This window comes from Staphylococcus roterodami, assembly GCA_022493055.1.
Taxonomy (GTDB): Bacteria; Bacillota; Bacilli; order Staphylococcales; family Staphylococcaceae; genus Staphylococcus; species Staphylococcus singaporensis.
This window is the reverse complement of sequence record CP092781.1, coordinates 1-20,706: the sequence shown is the minus strand read 5'-3', so window position 1 is coordinate 20,706 and position 20,706 is coordinate 1. Positions and strand designations below refer to the sequence as shown.

Here is a 20,706-nt window from a genome sequence, read left to right as displayed (position 1 = left end):
TTATTTCAATCCAACTTTATTGTTCAACTGTGTGTACGCGAATTGTACCTTCAACTTCTTTATCCAATTTAACTGGTACATTCGTATATCCTAATGAATGGATTCCGTTTGGTAAATCCATTTTACGTTTGTCGATTTTAATATCGTGTTGTGCTTTTAATGCTTCAGCAATTTGTTTCGTACTTACTGATCCAAACAACTTACCGCCTTCACCAGTTTTAGCTGATACTTCAACTTCGATATTTGATAATGTTTCTTTTAATGCTTTAGCATCTTCAATTTCTTGTTGTCTTTCTTCTTTTGCACGTTTTCTCTGTAACTCTAATTGTTTAAGGTTACCTGGTGTTGCTTCGACAGCATAATTCTTTTTCAATAAGAAGTTATTTGCATAACCTACTGGTACTTCTTTAACTTCACCTTTTTTACCTTTACCTTTAACGTCTTGTGTAAAAATTACTTTCATGCATCTTCACTCCTACTTAATTGTTCTGTAATTGCTTGTTGTAATTGTGCTATCGCTTGTTCAACTGTAACACCTTTAAGTTGTGTTGCAGCATTAGTTAAATGCCCACCGCCACCAAGTGCTTCCATTGTTAACTGGACATTTACTGAACCGAGTGAGCGTGCTGATATACCTATCAAATTATCTTCACGTCTCGCAACAACATACGATGCTTCTATACCTTCTAAACTTAACAGTTCATCTGCCGCTTGCGCAACTGTTACTGGATGATAAATTTTATCTTCTGAACCATGGGCAATGGCTATACCATTATCTTCAACTTTCACTGTTCGAATAAGTTCAGATCGATTAATGTACGTATCCACATCATCCTTTAAGAAATGTTGGGTTAAAATCGTATCTGCCCCATGAGCACGTAAATAACTTGCTGCATCAAACGTTCTTGAACCTGTTCGTAATGTGAAGTTTCTTGTATCTACAATGATACCTGCATACATTACAGTTGATTCAAGACGTGTTAAACGTTGCTCTGTTGGTTGATATTCCAGTAATTCTGTTACAAGTTCAGCTGTTGAACTTGCATATGGTTCCATATAGACCAACAACGGATTAGAAATAAAGCTTTCTCCACGTCTATGATGATCAATAACGACTTTACGGTTCGCTTTATTTAAGACATTTTCATCTAAAACAAGCTCCGGTTTATGTGTATCAACAATCACTACCGTTGTCTTAGATGTCATCATGTCCCAAGCATCATCTGATGTAATAAATCGCTCTCTTAACTCTGGCTTTTTATCAATTTCGTTCATAACACGTCGTAATGTTGGATCAATATCCGACTCATTTAATACGATGTACGCTTCTAAATTATTCATCATCGCAAATCGAGATACGCCAATTGCTGCACCGATTGCATCTAAGTCGGGACGTTTATGTCCCATAATAATGACTTTGTCACCTTCTGCAAGGATATCTTTTAATGCATGTGAGATAACACGCGCTCTTACACGCGTACGTTTCTCCATCGGGTCAGTCTTACCACCGTAGAAACGGACATTGCCATTAATACTCTTAATAGCAACTTGGTCGCCACCACGTCCTAATGCTAGGTCTAATCCAGATTGAGACAATTCACCTAAATCTATTAGGTTTTCAGTACCTTCACCAACACCGATACTTAATGTTAATTGAGCGCGATAACCGACACTCTTTTCACGTAATTGACTTAAAATATCAAATTTAGACTCTTCTAAATCCGCTAATATTTTTTGATTTAAATATGCTACAAATTGATCTGAACTATATCTTTTAAAGAATATGTTGTATTCTGTCGCCCATCGACTAATCACACGCGTTACCATAGAGTTAATTTCCGAACGCTGTGTATCATTCATATTTTGCGTAATCTCATCGTAGTTATCTAAAAATAATGTCGCAATAATCGGTTTAGAGTTCTCATATAATTCATTTGTTTGTACTTGTTCAGTTATATCAAAGAAATAGAGACAGTGATCATGCTCTGAATAACGCACTTGGAAATGATACTGATTATATTCTATTTCAACAGACTTCACTCTATCTAATTGCTTTAAAATGTTAGGAAATACTTCATTCACAGATTCTGAAATAACATTTGCTTCCATATGATCCGTCATGAATTGGTTAACCCATTCGATATGGTCATTTTCATCTAAAACGATAATACCTATTGGTAAATGTTTGATTGCTTTATTATTCGTTGTTGAAATTTGCGCACTCAAATCATCTACATAATTATCCATTTTCATTAAAGCTTGTCTAAATAAAATGACACTAACGATAATCATCACGACAAGAACGATAGATGCAATTAATGCTATAAGACTATTAAAGATAAACCATACACCCATTAAAACAATTGCTGTAATAATCATGATGAGAAATGGTATTAGTAAAGCTTTCTTAGTGGACTGCCGATTCATTATTCCACCTCTATTCACTTTTTAGAATTATTTTTCATGATTCGCTTCAAATTCAAACTTAAATCGATAACACCAAGTAATCCTACAATATGTGTCGTAGGTGACAATAATGTACCGATAATCAATAGTAAAATCGTTACTGCATTCGGCAAACCTTTCGCTTTACCAAAGAAATGAATAACACTTAAACCTTGAATATACATCACTAATGATAACACAAGTTGGAAGTTTAAAAGTATGCTCTGGAACACACTTGGTTGACTTGTAAATAACAAGCATACAAGTACAATAATATATATCCATAATAAAATCCCGCTCATTTGCCATGCGAAAAGTGGCTTAAACACTGGTGTTGCGATTTTAAATTTTCGTAAAATCGGAAATGTAACGATTAAGTTAATTAAGACAATAAAAAATGTAATGATAATGATGAAACCAGGTAATTGAACGGTCGCTTGTCTAAACCCTTCTTCTAGTATTTGGGTCATATTTGCATCGACGCCACTCATCGTAATCACTTCATGAAGTGATTGTTTGAAAGGTTTTACTAAGCTTGCTGAGGAAGGAATTTTCCCGAACGTTTGAAGTAACATGAATGCGATTAATGAAATCAAACTCATCGCTACAGTTGTTACGTATAAAATTCTCTCTTTAGATGTCTTTTCTTTTAATAATTGACCGATAATTAAACTTGCGATTAAGACTAATATAATAGCACTTAACACGAAAGTATTACCTAGAATAGTTGTTATAATCACTGTAATAAGTGCACTAATTCCAAAAGATTGTGTTGATTTATTCCATAAAATGATACCTGGTATGGTTGCAAATAATGAAAATACTAGTCCTAAACCAGGCATTTGATATAAAGCTAAAGCGACAAATATCAACATTATTGTTGCAATCATTGTTGCTTTAGGTTGTATTTTTGAAAACACATAAGCCACTCCCATATTTTTAACTATAGCTATTATTTTAACCTCTTTAATAGAAATTAACAATTTATAGGTTATATCTTTCTATCACATTTAATTGATTACTATTTTTCTTATTTTGTAACTAACAACTCATGCCATATAGATTGTTATAATGTCTTTATGACATCTCCTTTAAAGCCGTTATGCTTCTATGTTTAACAATAACGATACCGCATTTTAGATACAGTCACTTCTTTAAATTTTTTCAAATATAGTATTTATAGTTTAGAAGTCTCATTTTTAAGAAAAAACGAAATGCTATTACTTACGTTTGAAATGCTTTAAATTTAAAAAATGATATAAATTAGGTGCCCACGTATTAAAATTTAGTAGGAATCCATCGTGCCCTACGTTATCAGGTACAAAGAAATGACGATGATATTTAAATCGTTCACCTAAGGCGCGTACTTGATCATCTGGATATAATAAATCATCAATAAATCCCATTGTTAACACTTTTGTTTCTAAATTGTTAAAAACATGCGTTACATCAGTACGACCGCGGTCAATGTTGTGGCTGTCTAAAACATCAAGCAGCGTCAAATAGCAATTCAAGTCGAAACGCTCTTTAAATTTATTACCTTGATGTTGTTGATATGCTACGACTTCTTCGGGTGTGAAACGTTCATCGTAACTTTTAGATGACCGATATGTCAAAAAACCTAACTGACGTGCAATACTCAATCCTTCTTTACCACCAAGATGAATCGCTTGTCTTGCAATTTCATTGAAAGCTCTGCTATATGATGAAGTTCTACTAGTAGCAGCGAGAATGATAGCTTTATCTACTTGAAATTGTTGATTATACAATAATTCCATTGCTTGCATACCGCCAAGGCTCCCACCTATTAATATATTAATCTTGTCATATCCAAGTGCTCGAATACCTAATTCGTTAGCTCTAACGATATCTCGTAATGTTAGTTTTTTAGGAAAATGAGCATCGTTCAAAGGTGAACTTGAGCCAAACGGACTCCCAATGACATCAAAGGTTAAAAATTGATAGTCATTGATGGGCACATATCCACCATCAATAATTTCTCGCCACCATCCAGGATTATCATCAGTACCATATGTTAAATGATTACCGGTTAATGCATGACAAACTACAACTAATGGTTGTCCATAATAACCTACATGTTCGTATCGTAAACGTAAATTATCTATGACTTCCCCAGATTCTGTTATAAATTCCCCTAAATTTAAAGTATCTACTGTGTAATTTGTCATTGTCCTTTCCTCCTTAAATAAAAAACTTCTTACCCTATTGAAAAGTAAGAAGTTTATATACTTATCATTCGAGTAACTCGTTGGTTTTAGCACCGTGCTATAAAGTCGGTTGCTGAAGTATCACAGGGCCAAGTCCCTCAACTTCTCACAATAAGACATATGAAATTGTTATGTGTTTAGTTGAGTTTAAATCATGAATTACTTTTTATCGTTTGAAAAACATTGTTATCAAAATCATAAGATTAGCTAAATTGTTTGATATGTACAATTTCCCAAATTGCTATAAACAATTTGTATATCAGAATTTTCTGATTAATATCAGTTTACCTAAGTTTAAATATCTGTTCAATGATTTTAAAGTATTTTTAAAAGAAAAATCTTAGTGTCTTGCCATGATAATAATCCCACTAATAATTGTAATAGTTAAACTGCGTGTAATTATTGATAAAATAACAGTAGGTATTAACGCAATAATATAAGGTATATTCAGTGTATATCCATCGCTATGTGGTGTTTGTTGAATGATACTATCGATGACCAGTGCCGTAAATAATGTAATAGGTATAAATGAAAGCCATCGAACAACGACATCTGGTAACTGTACTTTAGAAATCATGATAAAAGGAATGATTCGAATTAGTAGCGTTACGATACCGCACAATAAAATAAGTATTAACATATTCATATTTGTTGTCATCGTTCCATCATCACTCCTAACGCAGCCGCAATTGTTGCCGCAAATAAAATAGCAAGGTAAGAAGGCATAAATATGCTTAAAGATAACATCATTACAATTACTACAATAACTAATACAATGTATATTCTTAATCGTGACTTAGTGATTGATTCGAATTGTGCAATTGCCAAAAAGATAAACATAGCTGTGATAGCAAAGTCTAGCCCTAATGCTTGCGGGTTTGAAATATATTTTCCAAATAAAGCACCGGCAACACATGAAACTGTCCAAAATAAATATGCCGTTATATTCAGACCGTGCAGCCATCGATCATTGATAGGTTCTCCTTTTAAATAAGGTGTAATAGCTACACCAAATGTTTCATCAGTTACTAATGAACCTAATCCTATACGATTCCAAAACCCATATGATTTGAAGTTTGGCGCAAGCGACATACTTAAGAGAAACATTCTAGAATTTACAATGAATGCAGTTAATACAATCGCTGATATTGGCGTTCCTGCAATATACAACGCGCACATAATAAACTGAGCGGCACCAGCATATATAATAAGACATAACAATGTAATTTCTAAAATACTAAAATTTTGTGATGCAGCTACAATGCCAAATGAAATACCAACACCTGCATATCCCAACAAAGTAGGAATACATTCTTTTATGCCTTGCCTAAAACTTAAATGCGATGTCATCTGTCCAACCCCCCTTTAACGTTTTATATGTTTATAAGTATGTAAAAATAATATACCTAGTCTAATACACTTCACACATACAAGTAATAACGTTAGACTGCGGTTTGTCTGATGTTAGACTGACGTTAGTTTAAAAGCACCTTTGTTGTAGTATTTTATTTGTCAGAATTTTTGAACAAAGACTTAAGACATCCCTTATTTTTTATAGGTTTTCATCTTGTATTAAAGTGTTTGAATAATATTCTTTTACGTCTTTTGTGATATTTTTTATGCTATTCACTTCATTCCTTCTTCCCATATCTACATATTGTCCACTCCCCTATCCTGTTAATATTAATTTGTTATAACTTTTCCTATTTATGCATCGAGTGTCGTATATTTGTATCGCATCATTAACTAAGGTGAATAGTTAATATGTATTTCGTCCATCATGATGATTCATCGTTGTTTCTATAATTAATCTAACCAATAGTGTGAAAAACTTTATTCTTATGAGTTTTTTTCAATGGCTCAATAATATTATTTTCCGCACAAAAAAAGTGATGACAGATTCGTCACCACTTTTTACTGTAAATCTTTAATTATTTAATTGGTTTTGAAATTTGTGTTTTACCACCCATAAATGGTATTAAAGCTTCTGGAATTGTTACTGTTCCATCTTCATTTTGGTAATTTTCAACGATAGCAGCAAATGTACGTCCAACTGCTAAACCACTACCATTTAAAGTATGTGCTAATTCAGGTTTAGCTGCTTTATCACGTTTGAAGCGAATATTTGCACGACGCGCTTGGAAATCAGTACAGTTAGAACATGAACTAATTTCTTTATAGTCATTGTAACTTGGTAACCAAACTTCTAAATCATATGTTTTACTTGCGCTAAAACCGATATCACCAGTACATAAAATAACACGACGATATGGTAAACCTAATTCTTCAAGGATTGCTTCTGCATTTGTTGTCATTTCTTCTAAAGCATTCCATGAATCTTCAGGTTGTTCAAAACGTACCATTTCTACTTTATCGAATTGGTGTAAACGAATTAATCCTCTTGTATCTCTACCAGCTGATCCCGCTTCACTTCTGAAACATGCAGATTGACCAGTGAATTTTTCAGGAAGTACACCTGGTTGAATAATTTCATTACGATAGAAATTTGTTAAAGGTACTTCAGCAGTTGGAATTGTATATAATCCTTCTTTTTCTACTTTAAATAAGTCTTCTTCAAATTTAGGTAATTGGCCTGTACCATACATTGTATCTGCATTCACAAGCTGTGGTACCATCATTTCTGTATAACCATGCTGCGTTGTATGTTTTGTAATCATATAGTTCATTAAAGCACGTTCTAATTGCGCACCTTCATTTGTTAAGTATACAAAACGCGCACCTGAAACTTTAGCTGCACGATCAAAATCAGCCATTTTTAATTCTTCAACAATGTCCCAATGCGCTTTTGGTTCAAAATCAAATTCGCGTGGTGTGCCCCATTTTTTAACTTCAACGTTATCTTCATCAGACTCACCTTGAGGTACATCATCACTAATTAAGTTTGGAATACGACAAAGGATACTTGTCATTTTATTATCTATTTCGTTTAATTGATTATCTTTTTCTTTAATATCATCACCTAATGTGCGCATTTCTGCTATTACATCATCGGCATTTTCTTTATTACGTTTTTTTAATGCAATTTCTTCACTTACTTTATTACGACGTGCTTTCATTTCTTCTGTAGCACTAATCAATTTACGTCGTTGCTCATCCAATTCTAAAATTTCATCTACAACTTTTGGATCATCTCCGCGTAACTCAATTTTGCTCTTAACTTTGTCAGGCTCATTTCTAAAAAGTTTAATATCTAACATTAACATTCATCCTTTCCCAAAAAAATTATCATTTATTATTGGATAACATACGTTTTATTTTTGAAAATAAAAAAAGACCACATCCCTACAAGGGACGTGGTCTACGCGTTGCCACCCTATTTAACAATTTCAGATATAGTTACACACTAAAATCTAAATTGCACTTCACTAAAATAACGGTTATTACCGATTGTTCTTTCAATAAGTAGGTAGATTCATATATATGTTGATTCTTGTTCACACTAACCACAAGCTCTCTGACATCAAGCACCATATATTACTTGTCCTACGAACAATGTCTTATTAAGTTAATTTTAATATAGCAAACTATATTTGCTTTTTCAAGTAACGATTAAGAACTAACTTCATGTCGATTTAATGACATTCAGACGTTTGATAAATAGATTGCTTTAAATAATGTGCAACCGCTTCAATATCTTTATGAAATTGACGGTCATGTGTAATAGACGGCACGATATTACGAAACTCCTCATATTTACGACGTGTTTTTGGTGATAAACTTTCAACACCTTTTAATTCTGCTGCTTGTAATGCAATTACACACTCAATTGCCAGCACACGTCTTGCATTTTCAATAATTTGATAACCATGTCTAGCAGCTGTGGTACCCATAGATACATGATCTTCTTGATTCGCAGACGATGTAATAGAATCTACACTTGCAGGATGAGCTAAAGTTTTATTTTCAGAAACTAGGCTTGCAGCAGCATATTGCATAATCATTGCGCCACTTTGCAATCCTGGTTCCGGACTAAGAAATGCTGGTAAATCACCATTTAACTGAGGATTAACTAGTCTCTCGAGACGACGCTCAGATACATTCGCTAATTCACTTACACCTAATTTAAGATGATCCAAAGCAAAGGCAATCGGTTGCCCATGGAAGTTACCACCAGAAATGACAAATGTTTCATCTGCTTCCTCAAATATTAATGGATTATCATTAGCCGCATTCATCTCAAATTCTAATTGCTGTTTAACATAGTTAAATACTTGAAAACTTGCGCCATGAATTTGTGGAATACAACGTAGTGTGTACGCGTCTTGTACACGAATTTCTGCTTGTCGAGTCGTTAATGTTGAACCTTCTAACCAATCGCGCATGCGAGCTGCTACATTAATTTGTTCCTGAAAATTTCGAACAGCATGCACTTCATGACGATATGCATCTATAATCCCATTGAGCGACTGATGTGTTAATGCTGCAATCCATTCAGATTGATACCCTAAATCTTCTGCCTCTATATAACTTATGACACCTTGTGCTGTCATTGCCTGAGTACCATTAATCAATGCTAATCCTTCTTTAGCCTGAAGGTTCAAAGGTGGTCTGTCTAATTGCTTTAATACGTCTGCACTATCCATTTCTACATCTTTATAAAACACTTTGCCTTCACCAATTAATGCTAATGCTAAATGTGATAGTGGTGCTAAATCTCCTGATGCACCTAGTGAACCTTGTTGCGGTATCACTGGTATAATACGCTCATTTATAAAGAATTGTAATTGTTTTACGAGATCTAAAGTTGCACCTGAATGCCCTTTTAATAATGTATTTAATCTTAATACCATCATAACGAGTGCTACTTCTTTTGAAAATGGCTCACCTAATCCACAGGCATGTGAACGTATAAGGTTCACTTGTAATTCATTGTATTGTGTTGAGTCTATACGCACATCACTAAATAATCCGAATCCTGTTGTAATGCCATAAACTGTTTCTTCATTTTCAATAATACGCTCAACTACATCTCTACTTTTCTTAACACGTTCTAACGCCTCATCAACAATTTCTATATTCGTTTGTTGTTGTAAAAATGATTTAATATCCTCAATTGTTAGTGTTTCTCCATCTAAATATAATGTCATACATGTTACCCCCTTGTTAATATTAAGTAACCCATCCTTCTTGAAGTATACGTTTTCATTTTTATTGAAACAATGGTTTTAAGTACATTTATAACCTATTATCAGAGCACTATTGTAACGTGTTAAAGGATATTAATATTGTTGAAAGTATATTTAATAATTTATCTATTGACGAATTGCATATACAGGTATAGTATTTTCTATTGTATTTAACGACAAATAATAATGAATTCACATATTTATAATACATTTTGTTAAAACTTACTATATATTTTTAAAATTGAATATATTTGAAAAAGCTTTTACATGGGAGGTTATATCACTATGGAAACGTTAAATTCTATTAACATTCCTAAGCGTAAAGAAGATTCACATAAAGGTGATTATGGCAAAATTTTATTAATTGGTGGATCTGCTAACTTAGGTGGTGCCATTATGTTAGCGGCTCGTGCATGTGTATTTAGCGGTAGTGGTTTAATCACTGTAGCGACACATCCAACGAATCACTCAGCGTTACATTCTCGTTGTCCAGAAGCCATGGTTATCGATATTAATGATACGAAAATGTTAACGAAAATGATTGAAATGACTGATAGTATTCTTATTGGTCCCGGACTTGGTGTTGATTTTAAAGGGAATAATGCCATTACATTCCTATTACAAAATATACAACCACATCAAAACTTGATTGTTGATGGTGATGCAATCACAATTTTTAGTAAACTTAAACCGCAATTACCTACTTGTCGTGTAATATTCACTCCACACCTCAAAGAGTGGGAACGTTTAAGAGGTATTCCAATTGAGGAACAAACGTATGAACGTAATCGTGAAGCGGTAGATCGTTTAGGTGCAACAGTTGTACTAAAAAAACATGGTACTGAAATTTTCTTTAAAGATGAAGACTTTAAATTGACAATTGGTAGTCCTGCGATGGCTACTGGTGGTATGGGTGATACTCTTGCTGGCATGATCACAAGTTTTGTAGGTCAATTTGATAATTTAAAAGAAGCGGTTATGAGTGCCACATATACACATAGTTTCATTGGTGAAAATCTTGCAAAAGATATGTACGTCGTACCACCATCAAGACTAATTAATGAAATACCATACGCAATGAAACAATTAGAAAGTTAATCATTTCATTGATTGCTTAACTAAAATGCCAGAATAATGGCCAAACGCTATATACTATGGCATAAAAATAAGACTCCCCTACATTCAAGGGAAGTCTTATTTTTTATGTTATTCTTCTTCATCATCTGATGCTTGTTGTATATCTTCTTCAACACGATCCATGAAATCTTGTCTTACTTCAATACGTCCATCGTCATCAGTTTCTTCTGAATCAATTACTTCAGTATGAATTGCATTTCCTGGTGTTTCATCATTTACAACCGCTTCACGTTGTTGTTCAGTACCATCTTCAGATACAGTAGAAGTAGATTGCTCATCTTCATTCGTTTCATCTTCTGCATCTTCTTTTACTTTAGCAACAGTAGAAACAAATTGATCATCGCCTAAGCGAATTAAGCGAACACCTTGTGCTGCACGACCATTTTGAGAAATATCTGCAACATCTAGTCGAATAATGACACCTGCATTCGTAACAATCATTAAATCTTCTTCACCAGTAACAGTTGTAATACAAACAACATTACCATTACGTTCAGTAATCGTTGCAGTCTTAATACCTTTACCACCACGGTTTGATAAGCGATAGTCATTAACTGGCGTACGTTTACCATAACCATTTTCAGTAACAACTAAAACTTCATCTACACTATTTTCGTGAGCAACATCAAGCCCTACAACTTCATCGCCTTCACGAAGTGTAATACCTTTCACACCAGTTGCTGTACGACCTAAAGGACGTAACGTTGATTCAGGGAATCGAATTAATGATGCATGAGAAGTACCAATCAGAATATCTTCTTGACCACTTGTTAAACGTACTGCGATTAACTCGTCATCTTCTCTAAATGAAATAGCAATCTTACCATTTCTGTTAATTCTTGAGAAGTTACTTAATGCTGAACGTTTTACAATTCCACGTTTCGTTGCAAACACTAAGAAGTTGTCTTCACTTTCAAGGTCTTTTACAGCAATCATTGTACTAATTACTTCATCATTTTCAAGTTCAATAGCATTCACTACAGGAATACCTTTAGATTGTCTTGATAATTCAGGCACTTCATAACCTTTAAGTTTATAAACACGACCTTTGTTAGTAAAGAACAATACATGATCATGTGTACTTAACGTTACTAATTGGCTAACGAAGTCTTCCTCTAATGTATTCATACCTTGAACACCACGGCCACCACGGTTTTGAGCACGATATGTAGATACCGGCAAACGTTTAATGTAGTTATTATGGCTTAGTGTAATTACAATTTGTTCTTCTGGAATTAAGTCTTCGTCCTCTAAGTCTTCAAATCCACCTAATTGAATTTCTGTACGACGATCATCACCGAAACGATCTCTAATTTCAGTTAATTCATCTCTAACTAATTGTAGTAATACTTCTTCATCAGCTAAAATTGCTTCTAATTCACTAATATAATTTAATAGTTCATTATATTCTGCTTCAATTTTGTCACGTTCTAAACCTGTTAAACGTCTCAAACGCATGTCTAAAATTGCTTGTGCTTGTTTCTCAGAAAGTTTGAAGCGTTGTTGCAAGCTTTCCATGGCAACTTTATCTGTTTCTGATTCACGAATCGTTGAAATGATTTCGTCGATATGGTCAAGTGCGATACGTAACCCTTCTAAAATGTGGGCACGATCTTTAGCTTTACGTAAGTTGTATTGCGTACGTCTTCTAACAACTGTCTTTTGATGTTCTAAATAATGTACCAACGCTTCTTTTAAATTAATAAGCTTCGGTCTACCATTTACAAGTGCAATCATATTCACACCAAATGATGTTTGAAGAGGTGTTTGTTTGTATAAGTTATTTAAAATGACACTAGCATTTGCATCTTTACGAACATCAATGACCACTCTCACACCTGTACGTAAACTTGTTTCGTCTCGTAAGTCAGTAATACCATCAATTTTCTTGTCGCGTACTAGCTCTGCAATTTTTTCAATCATACGTGCTTTATTCACTTGGAAAGGAATTTCAGTCACAACAATACGTTGACGACCACCGCCACGTTCTTCAATTTCCGCACGAGAGCGCATTTGAATTGAACCACGACCTGTTTCATAAGCACGTCTAATTCCACTTTTACCTAAAATAAGACCCGCAGTTGGGAAATCAGGACCTTCAATATCCTCCATCAACTCAGCAATTGAAATATCAGGGTTTTTACTTAAACTTAGCACTCCGTTGATTAATTCAGTTAAGTTATGTGGTGGAATATTGGTTGCCATACCTACAGCAATACCTGATGCACCATTTGCTAATAAGTTAGGGAAACGTGCTGGTAAGACTGACGGCTCTCTTTCATTACCATCATAGTTATCGATAAAATCTATTGTATCTTTATTAATATCACGTAACAGTTCAAGCGTAATTTTAGTCATACGTGCCTCAGTATAACGCATTGCTGCTGCACCGTCTCCATCCATTGAACCAAAGTTACCTTGACCATCAACAAGCGGATAACGATAACTAAAATCTTGAGCCATACGTACCATTGCTTCATAAATAGATGAGTCACCATGAGGGTGATATTTACCCATTACGTCACCAACGATACGCGCTGATTTTTTATATGATTTATCCGGTGTCATACCTTGTTCATTCAATCCATAAAGTATACGACGATGTACTGGTTTTAAACCGTCACGAACATCTGGCAATGCACGAGCAACAATAACACTCATCGCATAATCTAAAAATGATTCACGCATTTCACTGGTAATATTTCGTTCATTTATTCTTGATTGAGGTAATTCAGCCATCAAGAGATCCTCCTTCAAAAGTTCAGTTCACAGCGCTTAGAAGTCTAAGTTTGCATAAACTGCATTATCTTCTATAAATTGTCTACGGTTTTCTACAACGTCACCCATTAACATTTCAAATGTTTGGTCCGCTTCAATCGCATCTTCAAGCTTCACTTGTAATAATGCACGGTGTTCAGGATTCATAGTTGTTTCCCATAATTGATCTGCATTCATTTCTCCAAGACCTTTGTAACGTGCAATTGACCATTTTGGTGTTGGGTTTAATTCAGATTTAAGTTTTTCAAGTTCCCTATCATTGTAAACATAATACTTTTGTTTACCTTGTGTTAATTTATATAACGGTGGTTGCGCGATGTACACATAACCTGCTTCGATTAACGGTCTCATAAATCGATAGAAGAATGTAAGTAACAATGTTCTAATATGCGCACCATCGACATCCGCATCGGTCATAATTACGATTTTATGGTAGCGTGCTTTTGCTAAATCAAAATCGCCACCGATACCTGTACCGAATGCTGTAATCATTTGACGAATTTCATTGTTATTTAAAATTCTATCTAATCTTGCCTTCTCAACATTCAATATCTTTCCTCGCAACGGAAGAATGGCTTGCGTTCTAGAGTCACGACCGGATTTTGTAGACCCCCCGGCAGAGTCACCCTCGACTAAGAAGATTTCACATTCTTCAGGACTTTTACTAGAACAATCTGCTAATTTACCTGGTAAACTCGCAACGTCTAATGCTGACTTACGACGTGTTACTTCACGTGCTTTTTTCGCAGCAACACGTGCACGTGCAGCCATAATACCTTTTTCAACAATCGTACGTGCTACTTGTGGATTTTCGTATAAAAATCGTTCAAAGTGCTCAGAGAACAATTTATCTACAACTTGACGTACTTCAGAGTTACCTAATTTCGTTTTTGTTTGACCTTCAAACTGAGGATCTCCATGTTTAATAGATATAATTGCTGTCATACCTTCACGTGTATCTTCACCAGAAAGTCTATCTTTGTCTTCTTTCATAATCTTGCTACTTAAACCGTAACTATTTAAAACACGTGTTAATGCACGCTTAAATCCATCTTCATGCGTACCACCTTCATACGTATGAATATTATTTGCGTAAGTTAACAGATTCGTAGCATATCCAGAGTTGTATTGAATCGCAATTTCCACTTCAATATCATCTTTAGATTGATGTATATAAATTGGTTCGTCATGAATTGGTTCTTTCTTTTCATTTAATAATTCAACGTACGATTTAATACCACCCTCATAGTGATAGGAGTCTTCTCGAATATTGTCTTCATCACGTTCATCTCTTAACGTAATTTGAATACCTTTATTTAAGAAAGCAAGCTCTCTAATACGTTGCTGTAACGTTTCATAATTATATACTGTTGTCTCTGTGAAGATTTCTCCATCTGCTTTAAAACGAATGACAGTACCTGTTTTATCAATTGTACCAACTTCTTTTAAATCAAATTGAGGTACACCTTTTTTGTATGCTTGATGATAGATTGTCTCATTTCTGTGTACATATACTTCTAAATCTTGTGACAGCGCGTTTACTACTGATGAACCAACACCGTGTAAACCACCAGATACTTTGTATCCGCCACCGCCGAATTTACCACCAGCATGTAATACTGTTAAAATAACTTCAACTGCTGGACGCCCCATTTTTTCTTGAATATCAACAGGGATACCACGTCCGTTATCTGTTACTTTAATCCAGTTATCTTTTTCAATAACGACTTCAATTTGGTTTGCATAACCAGCTAATGCTTCGTCGATACTGTTATCAACGATTTCCCATACTAAATGGTGCAAACCTCTTTCTGAAGTTGAACCAATATACATACCTGGTCTTTTACGTACTGCTTCTAAACCTTCTAATACTTGTATTTGCCCAGCACCATAATTATCCGTGTTGTTTACATCTGACAATGCAGTCACCATCGCTTTCTGTTACTTTATAATTTCACCTTGATTAATACGATACAATTTAGCGTTATTCATAATTTCATGATCAATACCATCAACAGATGTCGTAGTGACAAATGTTTGTACTTTATGCTGAATTGTACTTAATAAATGCGTTTGACGTGAATCATCTAATTCACTAAGTACATCGTCTAATAATAAGATGGGGTATTCCCCAACTTCGATATTCATTAATTCAATTTCAGCTAGTTTAATGGACAATGCCGTTGTACGTTGCTGACCTTGAGAACCATAGGTTTGTGCATCCATGCCATTTACATCAAAACTAATATCATCTCGATGTGGTCCAAATAAGCTAATTCCACGCTCTTTTTCTCTTTGCATGTTATCACTTAGAATAGACATAATTTCTTCAAGACGTGCCGCTTCACTTTGAGCATAATCGAATTTAAGACTAGGTAAATAATTCAATGACAACGTTTCCCTATCATTTGTAATCCCAGCATGAATGGGTTTCGCTAATGATTCTAGCTCTTGAATAAAATGCGCACGTTTATCAGTTACTTTCAATGCATATTCAGCAAACTGCTGATTTAATACTTCTAACATTGTTAAGTCCTTTTTTTGGCCTAATTGTAACTGCTTTAAGTAATTATTCTTTTGCTTTAAAATACGTTGGTATTGAGCTAAATCATTTAAGTAAACAGCAGAAATTTGGCCCAACTCCATATCTATAAAGCGTCGTCTTATTTGAGGAGAGCCTTTTACAATATTCAAATCTTCTGGCGCAAATAGAACCACATTGAGGTGTCCAATATATTGTGTTAGTCGACTTTGCTCTAAGTGATTCACTTTGACTTGTTTACCTTTTTTAGTTATAAACATTGTTAATGGCATCGTGCCGTGTCTATAACTAAGCTCACCTTCTATTTTAGCATAATCAGCATTAAAACGTATGAGTTCCTTATCATTACTCGTTCTATGACTTTTTGCTAAAGCTAAGGTATAAATTGATTCAAGTAAATTTGTCTTTCCTTGTGCATTTTCTCCAATGAGGATATTCACATCAGGATGACACTTCAACGTAACCTCATCATAGTTACGATAGTTTTCTAATTGGAGTGTATTTAATTTCATTGTTCACCTTGATGAATGATTAAGAAAGAACCAGCATCTTCAGGTAACTCTGGGATATCTATACGATCTTGATGTTCTAACTTTTTACCGCGACGTGTTTCACGCACTCCATTAATTAATACTTCAACGTCTTGCAAGAACCATTTTGCTTGACCACCGGACTCAATAATCCCTTCTGTTTTTAGAAATTGACCTAAATTGATGTCGCCTTCTACTACAACTTCTTGAACCAAAATAATCACTCCATTTCTTTGTATGTCATTAATATATTATACCTTTTTTTGTCACAAATTTCATTTAAAAGAGAGGGAAAAACCGTTTACATATGAATAAATTATTCATTATTTTTCTTAATGTCTTTAAATTGTATTTCGAAGTCCTTTTCAACCAAGTCTTACTATCATTTTCAATCTATCTGTTAGCAATTTAAAATTTTAAATTTAAGGGGCATTTAAGCGCAATTATTTAAATCATGACATTTCTATCACAATTTTCATTCAAGCTTTTTATTTACCATTTAAAATGCTGTCACCTTTATTTCTAGACCTTTTATTTTAATCTTGTTCAAAAAAATAAAGGATGACGTTTTAAATAATCACGTCATCCTTTATGATTGTTTGTTTTTTAGTATGTTCTGATTGGTAAAATTAATTGTGTTACTGAGTCGTCACCTTTTGGTTTTAAAATGAATGGCTTCATTGTACCAAAGAATTCAACCTCAACTTCATCATTATCAATTGCTTTTAAAGCGTCCATCATATATTTAGAGTTGAAAGAAATTTTTAAGTTCCCGCCTTCAACATCATTTGCATCAACTTCTTCTTTAACAGTACCAATTTCTGGTGATGTAGATGAAAGTTCAACTACTTCGTCACCAGTGCTTAGTTTAATAACGTTATTGCCACCTTCACGTGCTAATAATGATGCACGATCAATTGCATGATAAAACTCGCCATTATCTATGCTTAACTTAATTTCATAGTTTTCTGGGAATAAACGTGTTGTATCAGGATAGTGTCCTTCTAATAATCGAGAAATAAAGTTTACATTCCCTACTTTAAATAAAACTTGATTTGAAGCAAAGAATATATCAATGTCTTCTTCACTATCAGACATAATTTTATTTAATTCAGCTAAAGCTTTACCTGGAATGATGACATTTTTATTTTCAGAAACATCTTCTAATTGTAATTTTCTTACAGCCAAGCGGTGTGAGTCAGTTGCTGTGCATATTAATTCATTTTCTTGTATAAGCCAGTTCACACCAGTCAATACAGGGCGTGTTTCTGAGGTGGACACTGCAAAATTCGTTTGTGCTATCACGTTTTTAAGTACTTTTACTGATAATTGAATTGCATCATCTCTAGAAACTTGTGGTAATAATGGATATTGATCTGGATCTAAGCCACTTAAATTAAATTCAGAATGACCTGATGTAATTAATGTTTGGAATTGCTCATTTGTAGATAATTTAACATCTTTACCAGGTAATTTCTTTATAATATCGACAAAGAATCGTCCAGGTAACACAACTGAACCCGTTTCTGAAATGTTGACAATATCTTCACCATCAACAGTTTTAGGAATAGTGATTTCGATTGAAATTTCAGAGTCTGAACCAGTTAGTATCACTTCATGTTCTTTTGCATCGATTTTGATACCAGTTAAAATTGGTAATGTTGTTCTTGGTGATATTGCTTTTAATGTGTCATTTAATTGTGTAATAAAATAATCTCTTTTAATAGTGAATTCCATCATTAATTTAAACTCCTTCCAGTCGTTTATATATAATTATATAGGTTTTAAGTTCTTAGTAATAGTAGTAGGTGCTGTGGATTAGTGGATAAGTCTTAAAAACACTGAAATTGCAAAGTTATACACATGTTGATAACTTGTGTATGGTGTGTATTACTTTTAAACATTATCCACAAAATAGATTTTAACCATCTTACTATTTCATTTATTAAATATAAACGAAAAGATAGCTTCTATATATTACTGTTATATAACAGATTTTATTTCCCATATACCTTCTACTTAAATATTTCTTATTTCTTTTTCAAGATTCTCTACTTCTTGTTTAAAAATAGGATCTTCTTTTAAATCTTTAGATATCTTTTCATGAGCATGGATTACAGTTGTGTGATCACGCCCGCCAAATTCTTCACCAATTTTAGGTAATGAAAAATCAGTAAGCTCTCTAGATAAGTACATAGCTATTTGACGCGGATATGCGATTGACTTTGTACGTTTTTTAGCACTGAAATCTTCAATTCTAACATTATAGTACTGACCTACAACCTTTTGAATATCTTGAATTGTAATTTTCTTAGATTTTGGTGCTTGAATAATATCTTTTAAAGCTTCAGCAGTTAATTCAGTAGTAATTGGTTTCCCTAATAATTGTGAATATGCAAGTAAACGTGTTAATGCGCCTTCTAATTCACGAATATTAGATTGAATTTGATTTGCTATATAATTTAAAGCTTCTGGTGGAATATCTAATTTTTCTTCTTCAATTTTCTTCTGCAAAATTGCCATTCGAGTTTCGTAATCTGGTGGCGTAATATCAACAATTAGCCCCCATTCAAAGCGTGAACGTAATCGATCTTCTAATTGTGCAATCTCTTTTGGTGGTCGATCACTCGAAATAACGATTTGCTTGTTATTCTGATGTAATTCATTAAAAGTATAGAAAAATTCTTCTTGCGTTTGAACTTTATTTTGAATGAACTGAATATCATCGATTAATAAGACGTCGATATTACGATATCTTTCTCTGAAAGCTTCACCCTCGTTATCACGAATCGATTTGATAAATTCGTTTGTGAATTTTTCACTTGATGTGTAAATCACTTTGGCATCTGGATTATTATCTAAAACATGATGACCAATGGCATGCATTAAATGGGTTTTTCCTAAACCAACACCTCCATATATAAATAATGGATTATACGCTTTTGCTGGTGCTTCGGCAACGGCTAAACTTGCTGCATGTGGGAAGCGGTTACCAGGTCCGATTACAAATGTGTCAAATGTGTTATGGGCATTGAATTGCTCTCTACCAAGCACATGATTATCTTCAGTTGTTTCTGTAGAAGATTTTGGTGTTTCCTTTACCGTAGAACCATCTTTATTACTATAGTTTGCTAATTCTTCAGTAGTAATAAAATGAGGTTTCACTTCATATCCAACAACATCAAATAATATAGCTTGGATAATTTCTGCATATTGTTGATTTAACCAATTTGCATTAAAAGGAATACTCGATAATACGATAGCTTCACTATCTTTAATCGTGTAAAGCTCGGTATCTTTTAGGAAAGTTGAGTAACTTACAGCTGATAATTTTTCTTGAGCAATTTCAAGCACTTTTTCCCAAATTTCTTTTTCCGACATAAATTTACTCCATCTTTCTTAAATTTTTAAGTTATACACAAAAATAACAGCCGTGGATAACTTTTAAACACACCATGTTAATAATTATCCACAAGTTAATAACAATCGGTGGATAACTTATTTATGTTTATCAGTTATGCACAGTGATTTTCATGTAAAAATCAATAAATAAATCCTTATAAAATCATGAGTTGGACGACTTATCCACACAATTATACTTTTTCAGTTCTCTATATGTCAAATAGCTGTGAATATGTTGCTAAAAATAGTATAAGTTTGTGTGTAACTTTTAATTATCCACAGTTTCAAAAACTGTATGTGTGCATAAGTGGATAACTTTCTCTTTTATATTTAAGTTATTCGCATTTGTAACAAAACAGCTTGGGAAATAATTTATAGAACTTGTATAAGAAATGTATAAGCTATTCAAAATAAGCAAAGACATAGATTTGAGATGAATTCTATGAGAGATGTAATGAAATTTCAGCGCATGTGTTGTGTATTTCTATCTTTAATCG

The 20,706-nt window shown here is 33.7% G+C and carries 14 protein-coding genes, 1 pseudogene, 1 riboswitch and 1 other annotated feature; of the genes and pseudogenes, 1 reads left to right on the top strand and 14 read right to left on the bottom strand.

Translation table 11 applies throughout. The features are described from left to right. Window positions 1-16: 16 nt before the first annotated feature. From rplI to hutH, 8 genes and pseudogenes are all read right to left on the bottom strand, one after another. Window positions 17-463, bottom strand: coding sequence for a 50S ribosomal protein L9 (gene rplI, locus ML436_00075; protein ID UMT78198.1), 447 nt, complete (start codon window positions 461-463; stop codon window positions 17-19). Further along, window positions 460-2,427: a cyclic-di-AMP phosphodiesterase GdpP gene (gene gdpP / locus ML436_00070; GenBank protein ID UMT78197.1), complete on the bottom strand. Its 1,968-nt coding sequence runs from the start codon at window positions 2,425-2,427 to the stop codon at window positions 460-462. The genes rplI and gdpP overlap by 4 nt, the downstream gene beginning before the upstream one ends. Window positions 2,428-2,441: 14 nt before the next feature. Beyond that, complete coding sequence (locus ML436_00065) at window positions 2,442-3,380, bottom strand: YybS family protein (protein UMT79452.1); 939 nt, start codon at window positions 3,378-3,380, stop codon at window positions 2,442-2,444. A gap of 285 nt (window positions 3,381-3,665) precedes the next feature. Next, complete coding sequence (locus tag ML436_00060; GenBank protein UMT78196.1) at window positions 3,666-4,634, bottom strand: alpha/beta fold hydrolase family protein; 969 nt, start codon at window positions 4,632-4,634, stop codon at window positions 3,666-3,668. A 58-nt stretch (window positions 4,635-4,692) separates the two neighbouring features. Then, window positions 4,693-4,791, bottom strand: a riboswitch (SAM riboswitch). 208 nt (window positions 4,792-4,999) lie between these two features. Continuing rightward, window positions 5,000-5,331, bottom strand: a pseudogene (locus ML436_00055) (AzlD domain-containing protein). Next, entirely contained in the window at window positions 5,328-6,023 is a 696-nt protein-coding gene (locus ML436_00050) for an AzlC family ABC transporter permease (protein ID UMT78195.1), read from the bottom strand. Before ML436_00050 ends, ML436_00055 begins: the two are co-directional and overlap by 4 nt. 581 nt (window positions 6,024-6,604) lie before the next feature. Then, window positions 6,605-7,891: a serine--tRNA ligase gene (gene serS, locus ML436_00045; GenBank protein UMT78194.1), complete on the bottom strand. Its 1,287-nt coding sequence runs from the start codon at window positions 7,889-7,891 to the stop codon at window positions 6,605-6,607. Window positions 7,892-7,978: 87 nt separating this feature from the next. After that, window positions 7,979-8,194 (bottom strand) — a binding site (T-box leader). Window positions 8,195-8,266: 72 nt separating this feature from the next. Further along, complete coding sequence (gene hutH, locus ML436_00040; GenBank protein UMT78193.1) at window positions 8,267-9,781, bottom strand: histidine ammonia-lyase; 1,515 nt, start codon at window positions 9,779-9,781, stop codon at window positions 8,267-8,269. A gap of 324 nt (window positions 9,782-10,105) precedes the next feature. On the opposite strand from hutH, the gene ML436_00035 reads away from it, so the two are divergent. Beyond that, window positions 10,106-10,918 carry an NAD(P)H-hydrate dehydratase gene (locus ML436_00035; GenBank protein ID UMT78192.1) on the top strand — a complete coding sequence of 271 codons (813 nt, stop codon included), beginning with the start codon at window positions 10,106-10,108 and terminating at the stop codon, window positions 10,916-10,918. Window positions 10,919-11,026: 108 nt separating this feature from the next. Here the strand turns inward: ML436_00035 and gyrA are convergent, their stop codons facing one another. The 6 genes from gyrA to dnaA form a co-directional block, all read right to left on the bottom strand. Beyond that, window positions 11,027-13,696: a DNA gyrase subunit A gene (gene gyrA, locus ML436_00030; GenBank protein UMT78191.1), complete on the bottom strand. Its 2,670-nt coding sequence runs from the start codon at window positions 13,694-13,696 to the stop codon at window positions 11,027-11,029. 36 nt (window positions 13,697-13,732) lie between these two features. Beyond that, entirely contained in the window at window positions 13,733-15,667 is a 1,935-nt protein-coding gene (gyrB, locus tag ML436_00025) for a DNA topoisomerase (ATP-hydrolyzing) subunit B (GenBank protein ID UMT78190.1), read from the bottom strand. Between the two features lie 9 nt (window positions 15,668-15,676). Continuing rightward, window positions 15,677-16,789: a DNA replication/repair protein RecF gene (gene recF, locus ML436_00020; GenBank protein ID UMT78189.1), complete on the bottom strand. Its 1,113-nt coding sequence runs from the start codon at window positions 16,787-16,789 to the stop codon at window positions 15,677-15,679. Further along, window positions 16,786-17,031, bottom strand: a complete 246-nt coding sequence (yaaA, locus tag ML436_00015) for a S4 domain-containing protein YaaA (protein UMT78188.1) — start codon at window positions 17,029-17,031, stop codon at window positions 16,786-16,788. The genes recF and yaaA overlap by 4 nt, the downstream gene beginning before the upstream one ends. Window positions 17,032-17,413: 382 nt before the next feature. Next, window positions 17,414-18,547 (bottom strand): DNA polymerase III subunit beta, encoded by a 1,134-nt coding sequence (gene dnaN / locus ML436_00010; protein ID UMT78187.1) that lies wholly within the window; start codon window positions 18,545-18,547, stop codon window positions 17,414-17,416. 279 nt (window positions 18,548-18,826) lie between these two features. Continuing rightward, complete coding sequence (dnaA, locus tag ML436_00005) at window positions 18,827-20,188, bottom strand: chromosomal replication initiator protein DnaA (GenBank protein ID UMT78186.1); 1,362 nt, start codon at window positions 20,186-20,188, stop codon at window positions 18,827-18,829. Window positions 20,189-20,706: the final 518 nt, after the last annotated feature.

Bases quoted from the DNA above. Each gene is read 5' to 3' on its own strand.
- rplI (UMT78198.1), bottom strand. From the start codon at position 463: ATGAAAGTAATTTTTACACAAGACGTTAAAGGTAAAGGTAAAAAAGGT.
- gdpP (UMT78197.1), bottom strand. From the start codon at position 2,427: ATGAATCGGCAGTCCACTAAGAAAGCTTTACTAATACCATTTCTCATC.
- ML436_00065 (UMT79452.1), bottom strand. From the start codon at position 3,380: ATGGGAGTGGCTTATGTGTTTTCAAAAATACAACCTAAAGCAACAATG.
- ML436_00060 (UMT78196.1), bottom strand. From the start codon at position 4,634: ATGACAAATTACACAGTAGATACTTTAAATTTAGGGGAATTTATAACA.
- ML436_00050 (UMT78195.1), bottom strand. From the start codon at position 6,023: ATGACATCGCATTTAAGTTTTAGGCAAGGCATAAAAGAATGTATTCCT.
- serS (UMT78194.1), bottom strand. From the start codon at position 7,891: ATGTTAGATATTAAACTTTTTAGAAATGAGCCTGACAAAGTTAAGAGC.
- hutH (UMT78193.1), bottom strand. From the start codon at position 9,781: ATGACATTATATTTAGATGGAGAAACACTAACAATTGAGGATATTAAA.
- ML436_00035 (UMT78192.1), top strand. From the start codon at position 10,106: ATGGAAACGTTAAATTCTATTAACATTCCTAAGCGTAAAGAAGATTCA.
- gyrA (UMT78191.1), bottom strand. From the start codon at position 13,696: ATGGCTGAATTACCTCAATCAAGAATAAATGAACGAAATATTACCAGT.
- gyrB (UMT78190.1), bottom strand. From the start codon at position 15,667: ATGGTGACTGCATTGTCAGATGTAAACAACACGGATAATTATGGTGCT.
- recF (UMT78189.1), bottom strand. From the start codon at position 16,789: ATGAAATTAAATACACTCCAATTAGAAAACTATCGTAACTATGATGAG.
- dnaN (UMT78187.1), bottom strand. From the start codon at position 18,547: ATGATGGAATTCACTATTAAAAGAGATTATTTTATTACACAATTAAAT.
- dnaA (UMT78186.1), bottom strand. From the start codon at position 20,188: ATGTCGGAAAAAGAAATTTGGGAAAAAGTGCTTGAAATTGCTCAAGAA.